This is a genomic window from uncultured Leifsonia sp. (genome assembly GCF_945957465.1).
In the GTDB taxonomy this organism is placed as follows: Bacteria; Actinomycetota; Actinomycetes; order Actinomycetales; family Microbacteriaceae; genus Leifsonia.
The window spans coordinates 33,448-53,103 of sequence record NZ_CAMFLC010000007.1; the positions used below are offsets into that span (position 1 = coordinate 33,448).

At 71.1% G+C, this 19,656-nt stretch carries 16 protein-coding genes; 10 read left to right on the forward strand and 6 right to left on the reverse strand.

Annotated elements, in window-relative coordinates; all coding sequences use genetic code 11:
- The first annotated feature begins 173 nt into the window (after positions 1-173).
- From Q0Q23_RS05415 to Q0Q23_RS05430, 4 genes are all read left to right on the forward strand, one after another.
- Positions 174-1,040, forward strand: coding sequence for a sulfurtransferase (locus Q0Q23_RS05415; RefSeq protein ID WP_295120562.1), 867 nt, complete (start codon positions 174-176; stop codon positions 1,038-1,040).
- 125 nt (positions 1,041-1,165) lie between these two features.
- Complete coding sequence (locus tag Q0Q23_RS05420; protein WP_295120565.1) at positions 1,166-2,188, forward strand: PLP-dependent cysteine synthase family protein; 1,023 nt, start codon at positions 1,166-1,168, stop codon at positions 2,186-2,188.
- 73 nt (positions 2,189-2,261) lie between these two features.
- The gene (locus tag Q0Q23_RS05425; RefSeq protein WP_295120569.1) at positions 2,262-3,563 is read left to right on the forward strand and encodes an NtaA/DmoA family FMN-dependent monooxygenase; all 1,302 of its coding nucleotides are present in this window, start codon (positions 2,262-2,264) and stop codon (positions 3,561-3,563) included.
- 4 nt (positions 3,564-3,567) lie between these two features.
- Positions 3,568-5,049, forward strand: coding sequence for an aromatic amino acid ammonia-lyase (locus Q0Q23_RS05430; protein WP_295120572.1), 1,482 nt, complete (start codon positions 3,568-3,570; stop codon positions 5,047-5,049).
- 114 nt (positions 5,050-5,163) lie between these two features.
- Here the strand turns inward: Q0Q23_RS05430 and Q0Q23_RS05435 are convergent, their stop codons facing one another.
- Positions 5,164-5,673 (reverse strand): GNAT family N-acetyltransferase, encoded by a 510-nt coding sequence (locus Q0Q23_RS05435; RefSeq protein ID WP_295120575.1) that lies wholly within the window; start codon positions 5,671-5,673, stop codon positions 5,164-5,166.
- 219 nt (positions 5,674-5,892) lie between these two features.
- Between Q0Q23_RS05435 and Q0Q23_RS05440 the strand changes: the two genes are divergently transcribed.
- The 4 genes from Q0Q23_RS05440 (at position 5,893) to Q0Q23_RS05455 (ending at position 9,447) form a co-directional block, all read left to right on the forward strand.
- The gene (locus Q0Q23_RS05440; RefSeq protein WP_295120578.1) at positions 5,893-6,795 is read left to right on the forward strand and encodes an ABC transporter substrate-binding protein; all 903 of its coding nucleotides are present in this window, start codon (positions 5,893-5,895) and stop codon (positions 6,793-6,795) included.
- A 4-nt stretch (positions 6,796-6,799) separates the two neighbouring features.
- Positions 6,800-7,786: an amino acid ABC transporter permease gene (locus tag Q0Q23_RS05445; RefSeq protein ID WP_295120580.1), complete on the forward strand. Its 987-nt coding sequence runs from the start codon at positions 6,800-6,802 to the stop codon at positions 7,784-7,786.
- Positions 7,787-7,833: 47 nt separating this feature from the next.
- Complete coding sequence (locus Q0Q23_RS05450) at positions 7,834-8,586, forward strand: amino acid ABC transporter ATP-binding protein (RefSeq protein ID WP_295120791.1); 753 nt, start codon at positions 7,834-7,836, stop codon at positions 8,584-8,586.
- Positions 8,587-8,652: 66 nt separating this feature from the next.
- On the forward strand, positions 8,653-9,447 hold the full coding sequence (locus Q0Q23_RS05455; protein ID WP_295120583.1) for an SDR family oxidoreductase: 795 nt from the start codon (positions 8,653-8,655) through the stop codon (positions 9,445-9,447).
- Between the two features lie 75 nt (positions 9,448-9,522).
- Here the strand turns inward: Q0Q23_RS05455 and hrpA are convergent, their stop codons facing one another.
- Positions 9,523-13,407 (reverse strand): ATP-dependent RNA helicase HrpA, encoded by a 3,885-nt coding sequence (gene hrpA / locus Q0Q23_RS05460; protein WP_295120586.1) that lies wholly within the window; start codon positions 13,405-13,407, stop codon positions 9,523-9,525.
- Positions 13,408-13,551: 144 nt separating this feature from the next.
- Here hrpA and Q0Q23_RS05465 point away from each other — a divergent pair, with 144 nt between their 5' ends.
- On the forward strand, positions 13,552-15,120 hold the full coding sequence (locus tag Q0Q23_RS05465) for a long-chain fatty acid--CoA ligase (protein ID WP_295120589.1): 1,569 nt from the start codon (positions 13,552-13,554) through the stop codon (positions 15,118-15,120).
- A gap of 167 nt (positions 15,121-15,287) precedes the next feature.
- On the opposite strand, the gene Q0Q23_RS05470 is transcribed toward Q0Q23_RS05465, so the two are convergent.
- The gene (locus Q0Q23_RS05470; protein ID WP_295120591.1) at positions 15,288-15,698 is read right to left on the reverse strand and encodes a hypothetical protein; all 411 of its coding nucleotides are present in this window, start codon (positions 15,696-15,698) and stop codon (positions 15,288-15,290) included.
- A 96-nt stretch (positions 15,699-15,794) separates the two neighbouring features.
- Complete coding sequence (locus tag Q0Q23_RS05475; protein WP_295120594.1) at positions 15,795-16,628, reverse strand: aldo/keto reductase; 834 nt, start codon at positions 16,626-16,628, stop codon at positions 15,795-15,797.
- A gap of 38 nt (positions 16,629-16,666) precedes the next feature.
- On the opposite strand from Q0Q23_RS05475, the gene Q0Q23_RS05480 reads away from it, so the two are divergent.
- Entirely contained in the window at positions 16,667-18,529 is a 1,863-nt protein-coding gene (locus tag Q0Q23_RS05480; RefSeq protein ID WP_295120596.1) for a thioredoxin domain-containing protein, read from the forward strand.
- Positions 18,530-18,568: 39 nt separating this feature from the next.
- On the opposite strand, the gene Q0Q23_RS05485 is transcribed toward Q0Q23_RS05480, so the two are convergent.
- Both Q0Q23_RS05485 and Q0Q23_RS05490 read right to left on the reverse strand, forming a co-directional pair.
- Positions 18,569-19,180 carry a dihydrofolate reductase family protein gene (locus tag Q0Q23_RS05485; RefSeq protein WP_295120599.1) on the reverse strand — a complete coding sequence of 204 codons (612 nt, stop codon included), beginning with the start codon at positions 19,178-19,180 and terminating at the stop codon, positions 18,569-18,571.
- A 13-nt stretch (positions 19,181-19,193) separates the two neighbouring features.
- Complete coding sequence (locus tag Q0Q23_RS05490) at positions 19,194-19,526, reverse strand: hypothetical protein (protein ID WP_295120602.1); 333 nt, start codon at positions 19,524-19,526, stop codon at positions 19,194-19,196.
- Between the last annotated feature and the right edge of the window lie 130 nt (positions 19,527-19,656).

Consider the following 19,656-nt stretch of genomic DNA (forward strand, 5'->3'; position numbering starts at 1 on the left):
GGGCGGCTCCGGTCCGACCGGAGCCGCCCCTCGCGCGTGAGCGTCGCAACCGATCGGCGGCGGCGTCGGCATCGGCGGCGGCATCGGCGGCGGCGGCACCGGTGGCAGCACGGGTGGCGCACGGCGGTGACCGTCGCGGCGGCCACGGCGCAACGGTCTGCGAGAATCGGGGGATGAATCCTCTGATCACCGCCGCCGCGCTGGACGCCGCTCTCGGGTCCGAGACCCTGTGGAGCCGCGCCGGCCGGCGGCGGTCGTCGTTGCGGGTGCTCGACGTGCGCTGGAAGCTCGGCGGCCCTCCCGGGCGGGACGAGTTCGCGAAGGGGCACATCCGGTCGGCCGTCTACGTCGATCTCGACACCGAGCTCGCCGGCCACGGACTCCCGACCGACGGCCGCCACCCGCTGCCGCCGATCGCCGACCTTCAGGCCGCTGCGCGGAGCTGGGGACTCAGCGACGGTGACGCGGCGGTCGTCTACGACGACGTCTCCGGAACCTCCGCCGCCCGGGCCTGGTGGCTGCTGCGGCACGCGGGCTTCGACAACGTGCGCGTCCTCGACGGCGGCCTGGCCGCCTGGGTCGCCGCAGGGGGAGCGTTGGAGACCGGGGAGTCGGTGGTCGCGCCCGGAGACGTCCACCTCGAATACGGACAGCTGCCGGTGCTCGACGCCGATGCCGCCGCGGCGGTGGCCGCCCACGGAGTGCTGCTCGACGCGCGCGCCGGAGAGCGTTTCCGTGGCGAGGTCGAGCCGGTCGATCCGCGCGCCGGCCACATCCCCGGCGCCGTGAGCGCACCCACGGCCGACACCATCGGTGCCGACGGCCGCATGCTGCCGCCGGGGGAGCTCGCCGAACGCTTCGCCGCGCTCGGGGTCGACGCGAACGCGAAGGTCGGCGTGTACTGCGGGTCGGGCGTCACCGCCGCTCACACCGCCCTGGCCATGGAGGCCGCCGGCCTGCCGATCCCGGCGCTCTACCCGGGCTCCTTCTCGGCATGGTCGAACGACGCGGCACGGCCGGTGGCCGTCGGCGCGGACTGAACGCGACGCACGACTCACGGAACGGACGCACGGTCCGGCAGGGGCCCGGCGCGCGGTCTCTTCCCCGGGCTGTAACACGTGGAAACACCCGTGCACTGCCCAGCCGACCCGTCTATCGTTCCTGCATGACCGCGCTCGACCTGATCCCCTCCTCCGCCCCCGGGAACCTCCCGCTGGGCGAGGTGTGCGACTCGGCGGCGGCGCTGATCGGCAACACCCCGGTGGTCGAACTGCACTCCCTGCCGGCGGGGCTCGAGGCTCGCGTGCTGGTCAAGCTCGAGGGCCGCAACCCGGGTGGCTCGTCGAAGGATCGCATCGCGCTCACCATGATCCGCGCAGCCGAATCGACCGGCGCCCTCGCGCCCGGTGGCACGATCGTGGAGGCGACGAGCGGTAACACCGGCATCGGCCTGGCGCTCATCGGCCGGCTCACCGGGCACCCCGTCGTCATCGTGCACGCCTCCGACATCTCGGACGAGAAGCGCAAGGTGCTCGCCGCCTACGGTGCCCGGCTCGTGGAGGCCGACTGGGAGGCCGGGCCGCACGACCCGGCCAATCCGCGCGCCGTCGCGGACCGGATCGCCGCGGAGACGCCGGGCTCGTGGCGGCCGGCGCAGTTCGCGAACGCCGCGAACCCGGAGGCGCACTACCGCGGCACCGGCCCGGAGATCTGGCGTCAGACGGCCGGGCGGGTGACGCACTTCGTCGCGTCCATCGGCACGGGAGGGACCGTGAGCGGCACGGGCCGCTACCTCAAGGAGGTCAGCGGCGGGGCGGTGGAGGTGCACGGCGCCAACCCGGCGGGGTCGACGTACGGCGGCGACGCGGCGGGGCGCATCCTCGTCGATGGAGTCGGCACCGCGTGGCCCCGCGAGTTCTGGCCCGTCACCTTCGACCCGGAGGTGGTGGACGAGGTCCACACGGTCGAGGATGGAGTCGTGTACCGAACGCTGCGCAGGCTCGCCGCCGAGGAGGCCCTCCTGCTGGGGCCGTCGTCGGCGCTCGCTGTCGCCGCCGCCCTGCGGGTGGCCCGCGAGGCCCGACCCGGCTCGATCGTGGTGGCGATCGCTCCCGACGGCGGCACGAACTATCTGACCAAGGCGTACGACCCCGATTGGCTGACCGCCGCCGGCGTCGGCGTCGACTGACGCGCCCACGGGTGCACCCCACACCGACGCACACCTTCAGCGACGCGGCCGCGTCCGGCGACAGAGAGAATCCATGGCACTTCTTCACTTCGGCTGGTTCCTCGGCGCCGGTTTCGGCGTCCAGGGCTGGGGCGACCCGACGTACGGCATCGGCTACGACTGGAGGCAGCCGCCGGTCTATCAGGACGCCGCACGAGCCTTCGAAGGAGCCGGCTTCGACCTCTTCATCATCGAAGACGGGGTCGCCGTGCCCGACACCTACGGCGGCTCGGCCGAGGTGAACCTGGCCGCCGCGCGGTTCGTGCCGAAGCACGACCCGCTGCCGCTCGTACCGTATCTGCTCGGCGCGACCAGCCGGCTCGGCATCGTTCCCACGCTGAGCGCGAGCTTCTACGAACCCTTCACCGCCGCGCGCCTGCTCAGCACCCTGCAGCACTTCGCGGGCGGTCGGCTCGGCTTCAACGTGGTGACCAGCGGCTCCGACCTGGCCGCCCAGAACTACGGGCTCGACAAGCAGGTCGAGCACGACCTGCGCTACGACCGGGCCGACGAGTGGGTGGAGGTCGTCCGCAAGCTCTGGCGCAGCTGGGAGCCCGACGCGATCGTCGAGGACGTCGCGGGCGGTGTCTACGCCGACTACCGCAAGGTGCACACGATCGACCACGAGGGCCGCTTCTTCCGGGTCCGCGGCCCGTTGAACACCGCTCCGGCGGCCGACGAGCCGGTGATGGTGCAGGCGGGGGCGTCCGGGCGCGGTCGCGACTTCGCCGGGAAGAACTCGGACGTCGTGCTCGCTCTGGCCTCCACACCCGAACGGATGCGCGAGTACCGGGACAGCATCCGCGCGGTCGCCGTCGAGAACGGCCGGTCCGCCGATGCGGTGAAGGTGCTGTTCGTGGTGCAGCCGATCCTGACGGCCAACGCCGCTGAGACGGCGAGCGTGCGCGCGGCCCGTGCCGAGCTCACGCAGGCGGCAATCGACGAGCAGCTGCAGTCGATCAGCTACCTCACCGGCGTCGACTTCAAGGCCTTCGACCTGGATGCCCCGCTTCCGGAGATCACGACCAACAGCAACCGCGGGACCCTCGACAATTTCGTCTCGTCCGCACCGGCGGGGTCCACGCTGCGCGAGATCCTGCAGACGCGCGCCAAGAAGGACGGGCTGGCGATCATCGGCACGGCCGACGAGGTGGCCGACCACCTGGGCGAACTGGGGGAGGCCGTCGGCGGCGACGGGTTCCTGTTCACCGGCCAGGTGCATCCCGCCAATGTGCATCGCACGCTCGACCCGCTGGTGCCGGCGTTGCGGAGGCGCGGGCTGCTGCGCGCGGAGCTCGGCGACGGCGGCCTGCGCCGCAACCTGGCCGACTTCTGACGCCATGACCGGGTCGACAGGCGACATCCGATTCGGCGCACGGCCCGCTGCGGTCTCCGACATCGTCGCGATCGCAGAGGGCGCACCGGTGGTGCTGGACGCGGAGGCGCTCGAGCTGCTGGCGGCGTCCCGTGCCGTCGTCGAGAGGGCGATCGCAGCGGGCGAGCCGGTCTACGGGCTCAACCGCCGGCTGGGCGCCGGGCGCGACGATGCCGTGGAAGCGGCCGATTTCGCGGCGTTCCAGCGGCGCACGATCGCGAACCATCGCGGTGGGATCGGGGCGCCGCTGACCGAGATCGAGGCGCGCGCGGTCGTGGCGACGCGCCTCGCCGGGTTCACCCGCGGAGGGGCGGGCGTGCGTCCGGAGCTCGCCGAGGCATACGCGGCGCTGCTCAACGCACGGGTGACGCCGTGGATCCCGTCACGCGGCTCGGTCGGCGCGGCCGACCTCACAGCGCTCGCGGAGGTCGCCGCCGTGGTCATCGGCACCGGCGTCGTGCTCCGCGACGGGGAGGAGGTGCCGGCGGCCCGAGCCCTCGCCGACGCCGGCCTGCGGCCGATCGAGTTGGCTGCGCATGAGGCGCTGGCCGCGCTGAGTGCGAACGCCCTGAGCGTGGGTGTGGGCTCGCTGACGGCGGTGACGGCGCGCCGGCTGGCGGAGGCACTCGATCTGGTGGTCGCGCTGTCGCTGGAGGCCGTCGGGGCGGCGGGCCCGGCCGGAAACCTCAGTCCGTACTCGGCCGCCGTGGCCGAAGCGCGCGGCGGATCGGGGCAGGCGCGGTCGGCGCAGGCGATCCGTTCGGCGCTCGACGGCAGCGGCCTCCACGCGCCCGGCCGCGAGGTGAGCGTGCAGGACCCGCTGGCCTTCCGCACTGCGCCCCAACTGCACGGCGCGCTGCGGGAGGCTGCCGCCCGGCTGCGCGCCGAGCTGGAGGTCGAACTCGCCGCCCGCTCGGAGAATCCGGTCGTCGACCTTCCGAGCGGCCGGCTCGTCTCGGGCGGCAACTTCGAGGCGCTGCCGCTGGCACTCGCTCTCGAGAACCTGCGCCTGGCGCTGGCGCACGTGGCCGAGGCCTCGGAACGGCGCACGGCCGCGCTGTCGCTCGCGCTCGCCCCGGCGCGCCGGGAGGGCCGCACCCGGCTCCCCGGCCTCCTCCTCTATGCGGCGGCGGACGCGGTCGCCGAGGTGCGGCAGTCGGCGGCGCCGGCGACGCTCGGCAGCTCGACGCTGTCGGGCGTCGAGGACCACGCGACCTTCGCGCCGCTCGCCCTGCGCCTCCTGCAGAGCTCGCTCGCGCGGACGACGGAGGTCGTGGCGGTCGAGGCGCTGCACGCGGCCGACCTGCTCGCTGTGCTCGACGTGCGCCCCACGGGTGCCGGAACCGGACGGCTGGCCGCGGCCCTGGCCGAGACGTTCGACGACCCGGTCGACGGCCGCTCCGCCGCCGCCCTCGTCCGCGAGACCGCCCGCCTCCTCACCGCCTGACCCACCACCCACCTCACCCGCGACTCCGTGCAGGCAGATTCGTCACGAATCACGACATTCGTGCCACGAGTCACGGCATTCGTCACGAATCTCGAGGGGGTGACGAGTGCGGCGCTACAGGTCTTTGCGGAAGCCGAGATACGAGACGCGTTCCCAGTCGTCGTCGAGGTCGAAGAGGGGCGAGTAGCCGAGCGAGAGGTACAGCGCGACGGCCTCCGGCTGCCGCGCGCCGGTGGTGAGCACGATGGTGGCCGCTCCGCGACGGGCGGCCTCGGCCTCCAGCTCGGCCATCACACGCCGCGCAAGCCCCTGGCGACGGTAGCCGGAGTGGGTCCACACCCGTTTGACCTCGACCGTCGACTCGTCGTCCCGCATGAAGGCTCCGCCCGCGACAGGCGCGCCTTCCGCGTCCACGAGGAGCAGGAACGTGCCTCCCTCCGCCGCCGTGAACCGCTCGGCCGGATAGCGCGACAGTTCCGCCGACGACGGGATGCCGTCGTTGAGCCCGTAGCGCTCGTCGTACTCGCGCGAGAGTTCCTCGACCAGCGGCGCGGCCAGCGGATCGTCGGGGCGGGTGACGACCACGCGCGCCGATTCGGCGAGGCCGGATTGCGGTTGGATCACGACCCGACCCTAGCGCGGCGCGCGATGCCGCGCGCAATCGACGTCATCCCAGGTCGCAGACGACGGATTCCGCGCAAAGAAACACGAAATCTCTGCGAAACTTGCAGGAAAACTGGCGTTTCGCGCGCGATTTAGTATGCGTGTATTGCACCGGGCCTGGGGTATCCTCCCCTTACCCCTCCTGCACACCTTGCACCAGGAAGAAGGACAACTACCATCATGCGCATCCGATCCGTGGCCCCCGTGGCCGCCCTCGCCGCCGTCGCAGCGCTCGCGCTCTCCGGTTGTGTCGACAACTCCACCCCCTCGTCGAGCGGCTCAGCGTCGAGCGCCGCGTTCGACGTGAAGAAGGACGACACCCTGGCGAACAGCGTGCCCTCCAAGATCAAGTCGGCCGGTCAGCTCACCGTCGGCATGGACGACACGTACCCGCCGAACGAATACAAGGACGACAACGGCAACCCCGTCGGCTGGGAGGTCGACTTCACCAACGCCATCGGCGCGAAGCTCGGCCTGAAGATCAACTACGCGATCGCCAAGTTCGACAACATCATCCCGAGCGTCACCGGCGGCAAGGACGACTTCGGCATGTCGTCGTTCACCGACACCGTCGAGCGCGAGAAGCAGGTCGACTTCGTCAACTACTACAACGCGGGCATCCTCTGGGCCTCCGCCAAGGGCAAGACCGTCGACCCCGACAACGCCTGCGGCCTCAAAGTCGCCGTCCAGTCGACCACCTACGAGGACACCGACGAGGTCCCCGCAAAGTCGAAGGCCTGCACCGACGCCGGCAAGCCGGCCATCCAGGCGCTGCGCTACGACAACCAGGACGACGCGACCAACGCGGTCATCCTCGGCAAGGCCGACGCCCTCAGCGCCGACTCGCCCGTCACGCTGTACGCGATCTCGAAGTCCAGCGGCAAGCTCCAGGAGGCCGGCAAGACGTTCGACGTGGCGCCGTACGGCATCCCCGTCGCCAAGAACTCCGACCTGACGCCGGTGCTGCAGAAGACCGTCCAGGCGCTCATCGACGACGGCACCTACAAGAAGATCCTCGACAAGTGGGGCGTGGCCGACGGCAGCGTCACCACCGCGGACATCAACGCGGCCTCGAAGGGCTGACCCGATGTCGCAGGGCAACCCGGCCGGTCCGGCGACGGGATCCGTCCCGTCGCCGGCCGGCGCCCCACCCTCCGAGCCGATCAAAGCCGTCAAGCTGCGTCATCCGTGGCGCATCGTCTTCGCGGTCGTCCTCATCCTGCTGGTCGTCTGGTTCATCATCGACGCCTCGCAGCGCTCCGCGTACGGCTGGCAGTACGTGGGCAAGTACGTCTTCGACAAGCGCATCAGCGCTGCTGCGCTCGTGACCCTCCAGCTGACGATCTACTCGATGGTCATCGGCGTCGTCCTCGGTCTGATCCTGGCCGTGATGCGGCTGTCGCCGAACCCGGTCGTCAAGTCGGTGGCCTGGCTCTACCTCTGGATCTTCCGCGGCACCCCGGTCTACGTGCAGCTGGTGTTCTGGGGCCTGTTCTCCCTGATCTACCCGCACGTCTTCCTCGGCGTGCCGTGGACCGACTTCGGCGTGACGATCAACCTCGACTTCATGCAGAACGCGTTCATCATCGCGATCATCGGCCTGGCGCTCAACGAAGCCGCCTACATGGCCGAGATCGTGCGTGCCGGCCTGCTCTCGGTCGACGCGGGCCAGGAGGAAGCGGCGACGGCTCTCGGCATGTCGTGGTGGCAGACGATGACCCGCATCGTCATCCCGCAGGCGATGCGCGTGATCATCCCGCCGACCGGCAACGAGGTCATCTCGATGCTGAAGACCACCTCGCTGGTCGCGGCGATCCCGCTGACCACCGACCTGTACGGTGTCGCCCGTGACATCTCCGCGGTCACGTACACGCCGATCCCGCTGCTGATCGTCGCCTCGCTGTGGTACCTGCTGTTCACGTCGATCCTGATGATCGGCCAGTACTTCCTCGAGAAGCGGTTCTCGCGCGGCGTCAACATGCGACGGCCCGAGAACAAGGAGCCGGCGCTCGCCACGGGCGCGCTGCCGGCGGCCGGCGCACCCGACGGCAACGACCTGGGAGGCAAGGGATGACCGACGCGCCAGTACAGAACCCGGCCGCGAAGGCCGGCGTCACGCCGATGGTCCTCGCCGAGGGCGTCTCGAAGAGCTTCGGCTCCAACGAGGTGCTCAAGTCGATCTCGCTCTCGGTGCGGCCGGGCGAGGTGCTCTGCATCATCGGGCCGTCGGGCTCGGGCAAGTCCACCTTCCTGCGCTGCATCAACCACCTGGAGCGCGTCGACGCGGGTCGGCTCTCCGTCGACGGCCAAGTGGTCGGCTACCGTCAGCACGGCGACAAGCTGTATGAGCTGAAGCCCAAGGAGGCCTCCCGCCAGCGCCAGGACATCGGCATGGTGTTCCAGCGGTTCAACCTGTTCCCGCACATGACGGCTCTCGAGAACATCATCGAGGCGCCGATCCGGGTGAAGGGCATCCCGAAGGCCCGCGCGGTCGAGCGCGCCAACGAGCTGCTCGCCCGGGTGGGGCTGGCCGACAAGGGCGACCACTACCCGTCGCAGCTCTCCGGAGGCCAGCAGCAGCGGGTCGCGATCGCACGGGCGCTCGCGATGGACCCCAAGCTGATGCTGTTCGACGAGCCGACCTCCGCCCTCGACCCGGAGCTGGTCGGCGAGGTGCTCGACGTCATGAAGGGCCTGGCGGCCTCCGGCATGACGATGGTCGTCGTCACGCACGAGATGGGCTTCGCCCGTGAGGTCGCCGACGAGCTGGTCTTCATGGACGGCGGCGTGGTCGTCGAATCCGGCGACCCGCGCGAGGTGCTCGCGAACCCGCAGCACCGGCGGACGCAGGCGTTCCTGTCGAAGGTGCTGTAGCGCCTGGCGCGCGGTTCGCCGCTGCGCCACGGAGTGGGCGTCGTGACCGTCTGACACAATCGTCGGATGGACCACGACGCCCGCTCCTCCCGTCCCGTCGTCTTCATCACCGGCGCGAGCCGTCCGAACTCGATCGGCGCGGCCATCGCCCGCAACCAGGCCTCGCTCGGCTGGGATGTCGCCTTCGCCTTCTGGGACGACTACGACGCCGCGATGCCGTGGGGCGCCGAGGAACGCGCCCACGACGCTTTCGCCGACGAGCTGCGGGCGCTCGGCGTCCGCGCTCTCCCGGTCGCCGTCGATCTCGCGCACCCGGAGGCGCCCGCGCGGGCCGTCGACCGGGTCCGCGCCGGGCTGGGGCCGATCCAGGCACTGGTCGCCAGCCACGCGCACTCCGTCGACAGCGGGCTGCTCGACACGAGCGTGGAGGCCTTCGACGCGCACTTCGCGGTGAACACGCGGGGAACGTGGTTGCTGATCAAAGCCTTCGCCGAGCAGTTCCGGCGACCGACCGACCCCGACGCCCCGGCGATGGGGCGCATCGTCGCCCTGACGAGCGATCACACCGCCCACAACCTCCCCTACGGTGCCAGCAAGGGCGCGCTCGACCGCATCGTCACGGCGGCGGCCGTCGAGCTCGCGCACCTCGGCATCACGGCGAACCTGGTCAACCCCGGTCCGATCGACACCGGCTGGATGACGCCCGACCTCGCCGAGGCGCTCGCCGCCGAGACCGCGCTCGGCCGCCTCGGCCGACCGCAGGACACCGCCGACCTGGTCGCTTTCCTGCTGTCGGTGTCCGGCGGCTGGGTGAACGGCCAGCTGCTCCACTCCAACGGAGGCTTCCACCTCCCCGTCTAGCAACCATCCCCTCCGGAGTTGTGTACGCCGCGGCACGGCGTGTTGCGTGCACGACTCCGGAACGGATGGCTTGGGTCAGCCGGTGAGGACCTTGCGGATGCGCTGGAGGGAGACGGTCTCGGCGGTGCCCAGCGACTGCGCGAAGAGAGAGACGCGGAACTCCTCGAGCATCCAGCGGGCGTGCACGAGGTTCTCCGGCGCGTGCGGAGCGGGCGGGATGCGGCCTCCGGCCTCCGTGTAGAGCGCCGTCGCCGTCTCCACCTGCGTCTGCCAGGCCCGGTCGCGACCGGGGTTCGTCGGCAGCGCCTGCATGCGCTGGGTGATTCCCGACAGGTACCGCGGGAGGTGCTTCAGCTGTTCGAGCCCGGTCGCGGAGACGAAGCCGTTCCCTCCGCTCTTCTCAGCCCAGACGAGCCCGGCGAGCTGCGTCTTCGCGTCGTTGAGCGCCGGGAGGTACGCGAGCGACGTCGTGCCTCCGATCGCCTTCTCGGCGGCCCGCGCCGCGGTGAGGATGCGCGTGACGAGCGCGACCGTCTCGAACAGCGAGTCCATCACGACCCCGGAGACCCGGTCGCGCACGGCCTCGAACTCGGCGCGCATGAAGAGCCGGCCGTCGGGCTTCATCCGGTAGAGCACCGAGTCCACGACCGCGAGCAGACAGTCGTCGAACAGCGCCTTCGTGTTCGGATACGGGCTGGCCGCGAGCGTCAGCTTCTCGTTCGCGGTCAGGTGCTGCTGCACGTAGGCCACCGGCGACGGGATGCTCGCGAGCAGCAGCCTCCGCACGCCGCCCGGCAGCGCGCGCGCCTGCTCGGCCGGTGTGGACATCAGCCGGATGCTGACGCTGGAACCGTCGTCGACGAGCGCCGGGTAGGCGCGGATCGTGTTCGTCGTGCCGTTCGGTCCCTTCTGCGTCGTGTCGAGGTGGCGCGGCAGCTCGTCGAGGTCCCAGGTCGTGAGTCCCGTGCGCTCGATGGCGTCGGGTGTGCGCGCCTCGGCGACGCGCGCGACCGAGTCGCGGGCGCGTGAGCGCAGGCGCTCCTGCAGGGCGGCGAGGTCTTTGCCGGTCGCGAGCGGCCGGCCGCGCTCGCCGATCACCTGGAAGGTGGGCCGGAGGTGGGTGGGCAGCCGGTCGAGGTCGAAGTCGGCGCCGGTGACCCGCGAGCCGGTCTGCCGCGAGATGGTCGCTGCGAGGGTGTCGGCGAGGGAGGCTGCGGGGCGGCGGCCGTCGTGGGCCTCCATGCCGGCGGCGCCCGCCAGCTCGCCGAGCAGGCGCGTGGCCCAGTCGGCGGCCGGCACAACCTGGCGCCGGATGGCTTTGGGCAGCGACTTGATCATCGCGGTCACCAGCTCCTGGCGCAGCCCGGGCACCTGCCAGTCGAACCCGTCCGGAACGAGGCCGGCGAGCAGCGGCAACGGCACCTGCACGGTCACGCCGTCGTCCGCGGCGCCGGGCTCGAAGCGGTAGCGCAACGTCAGTCGCTGGTCGCCCTGGCGCCACACCGGAGGGAAGGCCTCCTCGTCGATGTCGGCGGCATCGTCCTCGAGGAGCGCTTCCGGTGTCATGGTGAGGAGGTCCGGCGTCTCGTTCCTCGCCTTCTTCCACCAGCCCTCGAACGACCGCGTCGAGACGACGTCGGCGGGGATCCGGGCGTCGTAGAAGTCGAAGACCGCCTCGTCGTCGTTGAGGATGTCGCGGCGGCGGGTGCGCTCCTCCAGCTCGCGGAGCTCGGCGAGCAGTCTGCGGTTGGCCCGGTCGAACGCCTGCCGCGAGTCCCATTCGCCGTCGACCAGCGCGTGGCGGATGAACAGCTCGCGCGACAGCTCGGCATCGATGCGCGCGTACTGCACGCGGCGTCGCGGGATGATCGGCACGCCGTAGAGCGTCACGCGCTCGTAGGCGACGACGGCGCCCTGGTTCTTCTCCCAGTGCGGCTCGCTGTACTGCCGCTTGCACAGGTCGCCCGCGATCGGCTCGGCCCACGCCGGGTCGATGGTCGCGTTCATCCGCGCGAACAGCCGGGAGGTCTCCACCAGTTCGGCGGACATGATCGCGTTCGGCTGCTTCTTGGCGAGCGCCGACCCGGGGAAGATCACGAACCGCGTCTGCCGCGCGCCGAGGTATTCGGACTGCCGCTGCCCACGTGCGGAGCCCTTGTTGCCCGACTCGCGTGCGTCTTTGAGACCGATGTGCGACAGCAGCCCGGCGAGCAGCGACCGGTGGATGCCGTCCGGGTCGATCGACGGCTCGCCGATGGTCAGCTCCAGCGGGCGGGCCAGTTGACGCAGCTGCCGGTAGACGTCCTGCCATTCGCGCACGCGGAGGAAGTTGAGGTACTCGGCCTTGCACAGCCTGCGGAACGCGCTGGAGGACAGCTCCCGCTGCTGCGCCTCCAGGTGGTTCCAGAGGTTGAGCAGGGTGAGGAAGTCGCTGGTGGGGTCGACGAAGCGGGCGTGCTTCTCGTCGGCGCTGCCGCGCTTCTCGACGGGCCGCTCGCGCACGTCCTGGATGGTGAGGCCGGCCACGATCGCCATGACCTCGCGGGAGGTGTTGTGGCGCTTGGACTCGACGACCATGCGCGCGAAGCGCGGGTCGATGGGCAACTGGGCGAGCTGGCGGCCGACCTTGGTGAGCTCGATGCCGCCGGAGCGCGCCGAGGGTCGGGTCGCGCCGAGCTCCGCCAGCAGATCGAGTCCGTCTTTGATGCCGCGCGAGTCCGGGGGAGTGAGGAACGGGAACGCGGCGATGTCGCCGAGGCCGAGCGAGATCATCTGCAGGATGACCGCGGCGAGGTTGGTGCGCAGGATCTCCGGCTCGGTGAACTCCGGCCGCTTCTCGTAGTCCTCCTGCGAGTAGAGGCGGATGGCGATGCCGTCGCTGGTGCGCCCCGATCGACCGGAGCGCTGATTGGCGCTGGCCTGCGAGATCGCCTCGATCGGGAGGCGCTGCACCTTGGCGCGCGTCGAGTAACGGCTGATGCGCGCGGTGCCGGCGTCGACCACGTATTTGATGCCGGGCACCGTCAGGCTGGTCTCGGCGACGTTGGTGGCGAGCACGACGCGTCGGCGCACGCCCGGCATCGTGGAGGGCTGGAAGACCCGGTGCTGCTCGGCCGCCGAGAGCCGGCCGTACAGCGGCAGCACCTCGGTGCCGGGGAGGTTGCGGCCGCGGATCGCGTCGGCGGCGTCGCGGATCTCGTTCTCACCCGAGAGGAACACGAGCACGTCGCCCGGTGCCTCCCTCGCCAGCTCGTCGAGCGCGTCGTTGATGCCCTGGAGGTAGTCGCGGTCGGCGGCGGGAACCGGATCGGGCTCATCCTCGTCGTCGGCCTCCATCGTCTCGGCGACGAGCGGACGGTAGCGTATCTCGACCGGGAAGGTACGCCCGGAGACCTCGACGATCGGCGCCGGCGTGCCGTCGGCGGCGGCGAAGTGCGCGGCGAAGCTCTCCGGGTCGATGGTGGCGGAGGTGATGATCACCTTGAGGTCGGGACGCTTCGGCAGCAGCTCGCGCAGATACCCGAGCAGGAAGTCGATGTTGAGGCTGCGCTCGTGCGCCTCGTCGATGATGATCGTGTCGTATTTGCGGAGCAGCCGGTCGCGGTGGATCTCGTTGAGCAGGATGCCGTCGGTCATCAATTTGATGCGAGTCGCCTTGGACACCCGGTCGGTGAAGCGCACCTGGTAGCCCACGAGCTCACCGACGCTCTGGCCGAGCTCCTCGGCGATGCGCTCGGCGATCGTGCGGGCGGCCAGCCGCCGGGGCTGGGTGTGGCCGATGCTCTCGCGGCCGAGCTCGAGACAGATCTTCGGCAGCTGCGTCGTCTTGCCCGAGCCGGTCTCGCCCGCGACGATCACGACCTGGTTGTTGCGGATGGCGCGCGCGATGTCGTCGCGCTTCTGGCTGACGGGCAGCTCGGAAGGGAAGACGATGCGGGGGAGGGCGACCGATGCGGACATGAGCCCTCCAGTCTACCCGCCCGTGGCGAGGTGAACACGGGCCGCCTGCGTTCGGCGCCAACGGGGGCGTTGCGGGGCGGGGCGGCGTGACGTAGGTTTCCCTCAACCCGAACGGGTCCGTCAACGTCGACGAAGGAGCCCCTCATGCCTCACGGCTACGCCACCATGTCCGTCGCCAGCATCCTGGCCGAGACCGCACACCGGATGCCCGACAACGTGGCGTTGATATTCAACGGCGACGAGATCCTGTACCGCGACCTCTGGGACCAGACCCGCGCCTACGCCGGTGCCCTCCGCGACCTCGGCGTCGGCCCCGGCGACAAGGTCGCCCTGATGATCCCGAACGTGCCGGACTTCCCGCGCGCCTACTACGCCACCCTCGCTCTCGGGGCGGTGGTCGTGCCGATCCACGCGCTGCTCAAGGCGGCCGAGATCGAGTACGTGCTGCGCGACTCCGGCTCCAAGCTGCTGATCTGCGCGGCGCCCCTGCTGGCGGAAGGGGCCAAAGGCGCGGCCCTCGCCGGCATCGACACCCTCTCGGTGCTGGTTCCGGACGAGATGGTCGAGCAGCTGCCGTTCCCACGGCTGGAGGAACTGGCGGCGGAGGCGGAACCGATCGCGACCTACGTTCCCCGGCACCCGATCGACACGGCCACGATCCTCTACACCAGCGGTACCACGGGCAAGCCCAAGGGAGCGCAGGGGTGCCACTTCTCGCTGGTCGAACAGGTCAACGTGCTCCTCAGCGGCACCCTCGACCTGGAGCCGACCGACCGCATCCTCGGCTGCCTCCCGCTGTTCCACACGTTCGGGCAGACGTGCGTCATGAACATGGGCTTCCGAGCCGGCGCCGCCATCGTCCTGGTCCCGAAGTTCGACGGGGCGACGGCCCTGCAGCTGCTCAACGCTCACGGGTGCACCGTCATGACGGGCGTGCCCACGATGTACATCGCGCTGCTGGAGGCCGCCAAGACCAACCCGGAACGCCCGCCGCTGCGCTACGGGATGAGCGGCGGCGCGGCGATCCCCGTCGCCGTCATCGAGCGGATGAAGGAGGTGTACGGCATCGACGTGCACGAGGGCTACGGGCTCACCGAGACGTCGCCGGTCGCGTCGTTCAACCACCGGGGGAGGCCGACCAGGGTCGGCACGGTCGGCCAGCCGATCTGGGGTGTGGATGTCGAGATCGCCGATGCGGAGGTCGACGATGCGATCCGGCTCCTGCCACGCGGCGAGCTGGGCGAGATCGTGATCCGCGGCCACAACCTGATGAAGGGCTATCTCAACCTCCCGGAGGCGAACGCCGAGGCGATGGTCGACGGCTGGTTCCGCACCGGCGATCTGGGGACGAAGAGCGACGACGATTACATCACGATCGTGGACCGCAAGAAGGACATGATCGTCCGCAACGGCTACAACGTGTACCCGCGCGAGGTGGAGGAGGCCCTCTCGACGCATCCCGCCGTCGCGCTCGTGGCCGTGTTCGGCATCGCGCACGACACGCACGGCCAGGAGATCATGGCAGCCGTGACGCTCATGCCCGGCTCGGAGGCCTCCCCGGACGAGCTCGTCGTCTACGCGCAGGAGCGCGTCGCGGCATACAAGTTCCCGCGCCGCGTCGAGATCCTGGAGGTGCTGCCGCTCGGCCCCAGCGGCAAGGTCCTGAAGCGCGAACTCGTAGCCCGCTTCGAATCCCAAACCCCCGTCGCCTGACCCCGCCCCCGCGCGCCCCTCCCAGCCCCGCGCGTGCCCCTCCCGAGCCTCGCGAGGGGCCGCCGAAGGGCGCCCAAGCGCCCTTAAAACCGCGGAATAGGGGCGTTTGGGCGCCCTTCGGCTGCCCTTCGGCTGCCCTTCGGCTGCCCTTCGGCGGGCGCAGGAGGCTAGGGCGCGGTGTCGAGCGTGCGCAGACGGTAGGAGGAGTTCAGGTAGTACGCGGCCAGAAGGGCGTAGCCGATGCAGGCGACGGCGGGCACGAACGCCGACTCCGGTTTGCTCGCGAGAGCGCCGACGCACGAGATGAAGGCCAGGACGGCGAGCGCGGCGCCCAGCCAGAAGCCCGCGGCGGGACGGGCGGTGGCGCGCCACCAGGGCCGCGGGTCGTCGCGGTTCTCGCCGCTCCCGCGGAAGGTGCGGGTGCCGACGAGCACGTACGCGACGTTGAGGATGGCGACGATCAGCACGTCGAGCGCCGCGTTGACGAGCCGGTCGATCACGAAGAAGTTGAGCGCCAGGATCAGGCCGAAGGCGCCCACGATATAGATGATCTTCCCCGTGATCGTCGTGATTCTCACGCTGCGAGCCTAGTCGGGATGGCCGAGGGGCACGTCGTCGTCACGTCGTCGGGCGATGAATGACGACGGCGTGCCGCTCGGGAGGTCGGCTGGGTGTCAGTTGACCTCGTCGGGGTGCGCGCTCACGCGGCCCTCGCGCTCCATCGCCGAGATGGCGGCGACCTCGTCGGCGGTCAGCTCGAAGTCGAAGACGTCGAAGTTCTCGGCCATCCGCTCGCGGCGGTTCGACTTGGGGAAGACGATGTTGCCGGTCTGCAGGTGCCAGCGGATCACGACCTGAGCCGGGGTCTTGCCGTGGGCGGCAGCCGGGCCGGTGACCTCCGGAGCCTCGAACAGCGGGTACTTGCCCTGGCCGAGCGGACCCCACGCCTCGATCGCGATGCCGTGCTCGCGCGAGAACGCGGTCACCTCGGGCTGCTGGTGCGCCGGGTGCAGCTCGATCTGGTTGACGGCCGGCACGACGTCGGCGTTCGCGAGCAGCTTGGTGAGGTGCGGCACCAGGAAGTTCGAGACGCCGATCGCCTTGGCGCGGCCGGACGCGTAGATCTTCTCGAGCGACTTCCACGCCTCGACGTAGGTGTCCTTCTGCGGGGTCGGCCAGTGGATGAGGTACAGGTCGACGTAGTCGAGCCCGAGCTTGGCGAGCGACTCGTCGAACGCCGCCTCGGCGTCGGTCTGGCGGTCGTTCCACAGCTTGGTCGTGATGAACAGCTCGTCGCGCGCGATGCCGGAGGAGGCGAGCGCGGCGCCGACGCCCTCCTCGTTGCCGTAGATGGCGGCCGTGTCGATGTGGCGGTAGCCCACCTCGAGAGCGTCGGAGACGATGCGCGTGGTCTCGGCCGGGTCGACCTTGAAGACGCCGAAGCCCAGCTGCGGGATGGCGGTGCCGTTGTTCAGGGTCAGGAGCGGGGTATTTGCGTGTGCAACCATATCGCCCAGCTTAGCAAGCGCGGTCGTAGGGTGAGCGCATGACGAATCGGCTGGGGGACGCGATCAGCCCGTACCTGCGGGCGCACGCGGACAACCCGGTCGACTGGTACCCGTGGGGCGCGGAGGCGTTCGCCGAGGCGCGGCGCCGGGACGTGCCGGTCATGATCTCGATCGGCTACGCGACCTGCCACTGGTGCCATGTGATGGCCAGGGAGAGCTTCAGCGACCCCGCCATCGCAGCGTTGCTCGCCGAACGCTTCGTCTCGATCAAGGTCGACCGCGAGGAGTACCCCGACGTCGACGCCGCCTACCTCTCCGCCGCGAGTGCGTTCACCGAGGGCCTCGGCTGGCCGCTGACGGTCTTCGCGACCTCCACCGGCCGGGCGTTCTTCGCCGGTACGTACTTCCCGCCGGTGGCGACAGGAGGCCGGGCCTCGTTCCGCCAGATCCTCGACGCCGTCGCCGACGCGTGGCAGAACCGGCGCGAGGAGGTGGAGTCGGACGCCGGTCGGGTGGGGGAGGCGCTGGCCGCGGCGGCCGCCCGGGCGACGACGGTCTCCGACCTCCCCGACGACCGACTGCTCGACGCGGCGGTCGCGAGTCTCGCCGAGAGCGAGGACCGGCAGTTCGGCGGATTCGGTGCCGCGCCGAAGTTCCCCGTCGCCCCGGTGCTGGGCTTCCTGCTGCGGCGCGAGGCGGGCTCTGAGCTCGCCGACCGCACTCTGCGACGAATGGCCGAGTCGCCGCTGCGCGATCCGGTCGACGGCGGCTTCTTCCGCTATGCCACCCGGCGCGACTGGAGCGATCCGCACTACGAACGGATGCTGTACGACAACGCGCAGCTCCTCGACGCGTACGCCACGGCGTGGGCCCGAACCGGTGAGGAGTGGGCGCGGGAGACCGCCGACGGCATCGCCGCGTTCCTCCTCGGCGTGCTGCGCCGGCCCGGCGGCGGCTTCGCCTCGGCGCAGGACTCGGAGAGCGAGATCGACGGTTCCCGCGTGGAGGGCGCCTACTACCGCGTGCCGCCGGCGGAGCGCGCCGGGCTGCGACCGCCCGCGCTCGATGAGAAGGTGCTGACGGGCTGGAACGGCTTCGCGATCGGCGCTCTCGCCCGCGCCGGTCGCATCCTGGATCGGCCCGCCTGGATCGTCGCCGCGGGGGAGGCTGGACGCTTCGTGCTCGGCACGCACCGGCGCGACGACGGATCGCTCGCGCGCACCTCGGTGGACGGCCGGGTCTCCGACGCCGTCGCCACACTCGAAGACTATGGCGGCCTGGCGTGCGGCCTCCTCGAGGTCGCGCTCGCCGCCGGCGACGTGCAGGCCGCCTCCGACGCTCGCGACCTGGTCGACCTGTGCCTGCAGGCCGAGCGCGGAGACGACTGCCCGTTCGGCGTGCCGGGCGGCGGCGACTCCGTGCTGCAGTCGACCGGGCTCGCAGTGCCCGTCGATCCCTCCGAGGGCGCGTACCCGTCGGGGCTGACCGCGATGGCGACGGCCGCGCACACACTTTTCCTGCTCACGGCGAGCCGTCGCTACGAGCGGGCCGCGCGGGAGGCCATGCGGCTCGTGGCCGGCCCGGCGATCCAGGTACCGAGCGCGTTCGGCGCCGCATTGGCGCTGATGTCCCGACTGGAGGGCGATGCGCGGCAGCTGGTGGTGGTTCGGCCGGCGGACGGCGCGGACGCCGGAGGCGACCCGACCGGGCTCGTCGCGGCCGCCCGCCGCGTCGCCGCGGACGTCGTGGGCATCGTCGATGAGCCTGCCGCGCGTGAGCTCGCCGAGGCCGGCTTCGAGCTGTTCGCGAGCAGGGAGGCGCGCGACGGCCTCCCGACCGCGTACCTCTGCCGGGATTTCGTGTGCCGGCTGCCGGTCACGACTCCGGCCGGGTTGGGCTGAGGCCGGCGCTCGCTTCGTCGGGGCGACGTCGGGGCGACGTCAGCGCTCGACGCGGTATGTCAGGTGGGCGACCTGCGGCGTGACGCGCGAGCGCAGCAGCTCGAGCTGCAGCGGCGGCACCCGGTCGAACACGCGCTCGCCGGCTCCCAGCGTGAGCGGCACGACATGCAGCCGCAGCTCGTCGACGATGCCGGCCCAGAGCGCCTGATTGAGCGTCTCGGCACCACCGGCGATCGCGACGTCCGCCTCGCCGGCGACGGCGCGCGCCCGGTCCGCCGCCGAGTGGATGCCGTCGGTCACGAACTCGAAGGTGGTGCCGCCTTCGAGCACGAGCGGTTCCCGCGCGTAGTGGGTGAGGACGAACACGGGCGCGTGGTACGGCGGGTCGTCGCCCCACCAGCCGCGCCAGTCGGACAGGTCGCCGCCCTCGGGCCAGTCGCCGCGCACCGGGCCGAACATGTTGCGGCCCATCACGTAGGCGCCGGCCGCCGTGATCGCGGCGATCTCCTCGGCGTGCTCATCGGCGTACTCGAACATCCAGGTGTGCAGTCGCTCCACGCCGCGCTCTCCGAGCGGGTTCTGGAGGGACTGGTTGGGCCCGGCGGCGAATCCGTCGAGCGACACGGCGATATCGGCGGTGACGATCCCCATGCCGCCAGGTCTACTACGCCCGCTCGACCTTGTCGAGCATTCCCCAGACTGCTTCGCTCAGTTCGGGGTGCTCCAGGGCGATGCGGCGCAGAACGCCGAACTCGAAGCGCGTGTACGTGTCGCGCCCGGCAGCGGGGTGGTGCGCCCGCGACTGCTCCTCGGCCAGATCGAACTCCTCGATGGCTCCGGCGCGGAGCGAGATGACCACCTGCTCGTCGACGCTCGGGAGGTCGGGGATGAAATGCCAGGGGTCTTCGCCGGCGCGGCAGCGGTGCTCGATGATCGCAGCCAACTCGTCGCGTGCCTGCTGACGCAGCACTTCGATGCTCCTCGGGACCTCGTCCACGTCGACCTCCCTTCCCCGGCGGTGGCCCCGGCGTCGTCGCCGGTACGGTGCGTACAGCCTAGGCGGCGAAGGGAATGCACCGCGAATCGGGGTGTAACGCACGGTCCACGCGCGGGTGAACAGGTGGTGC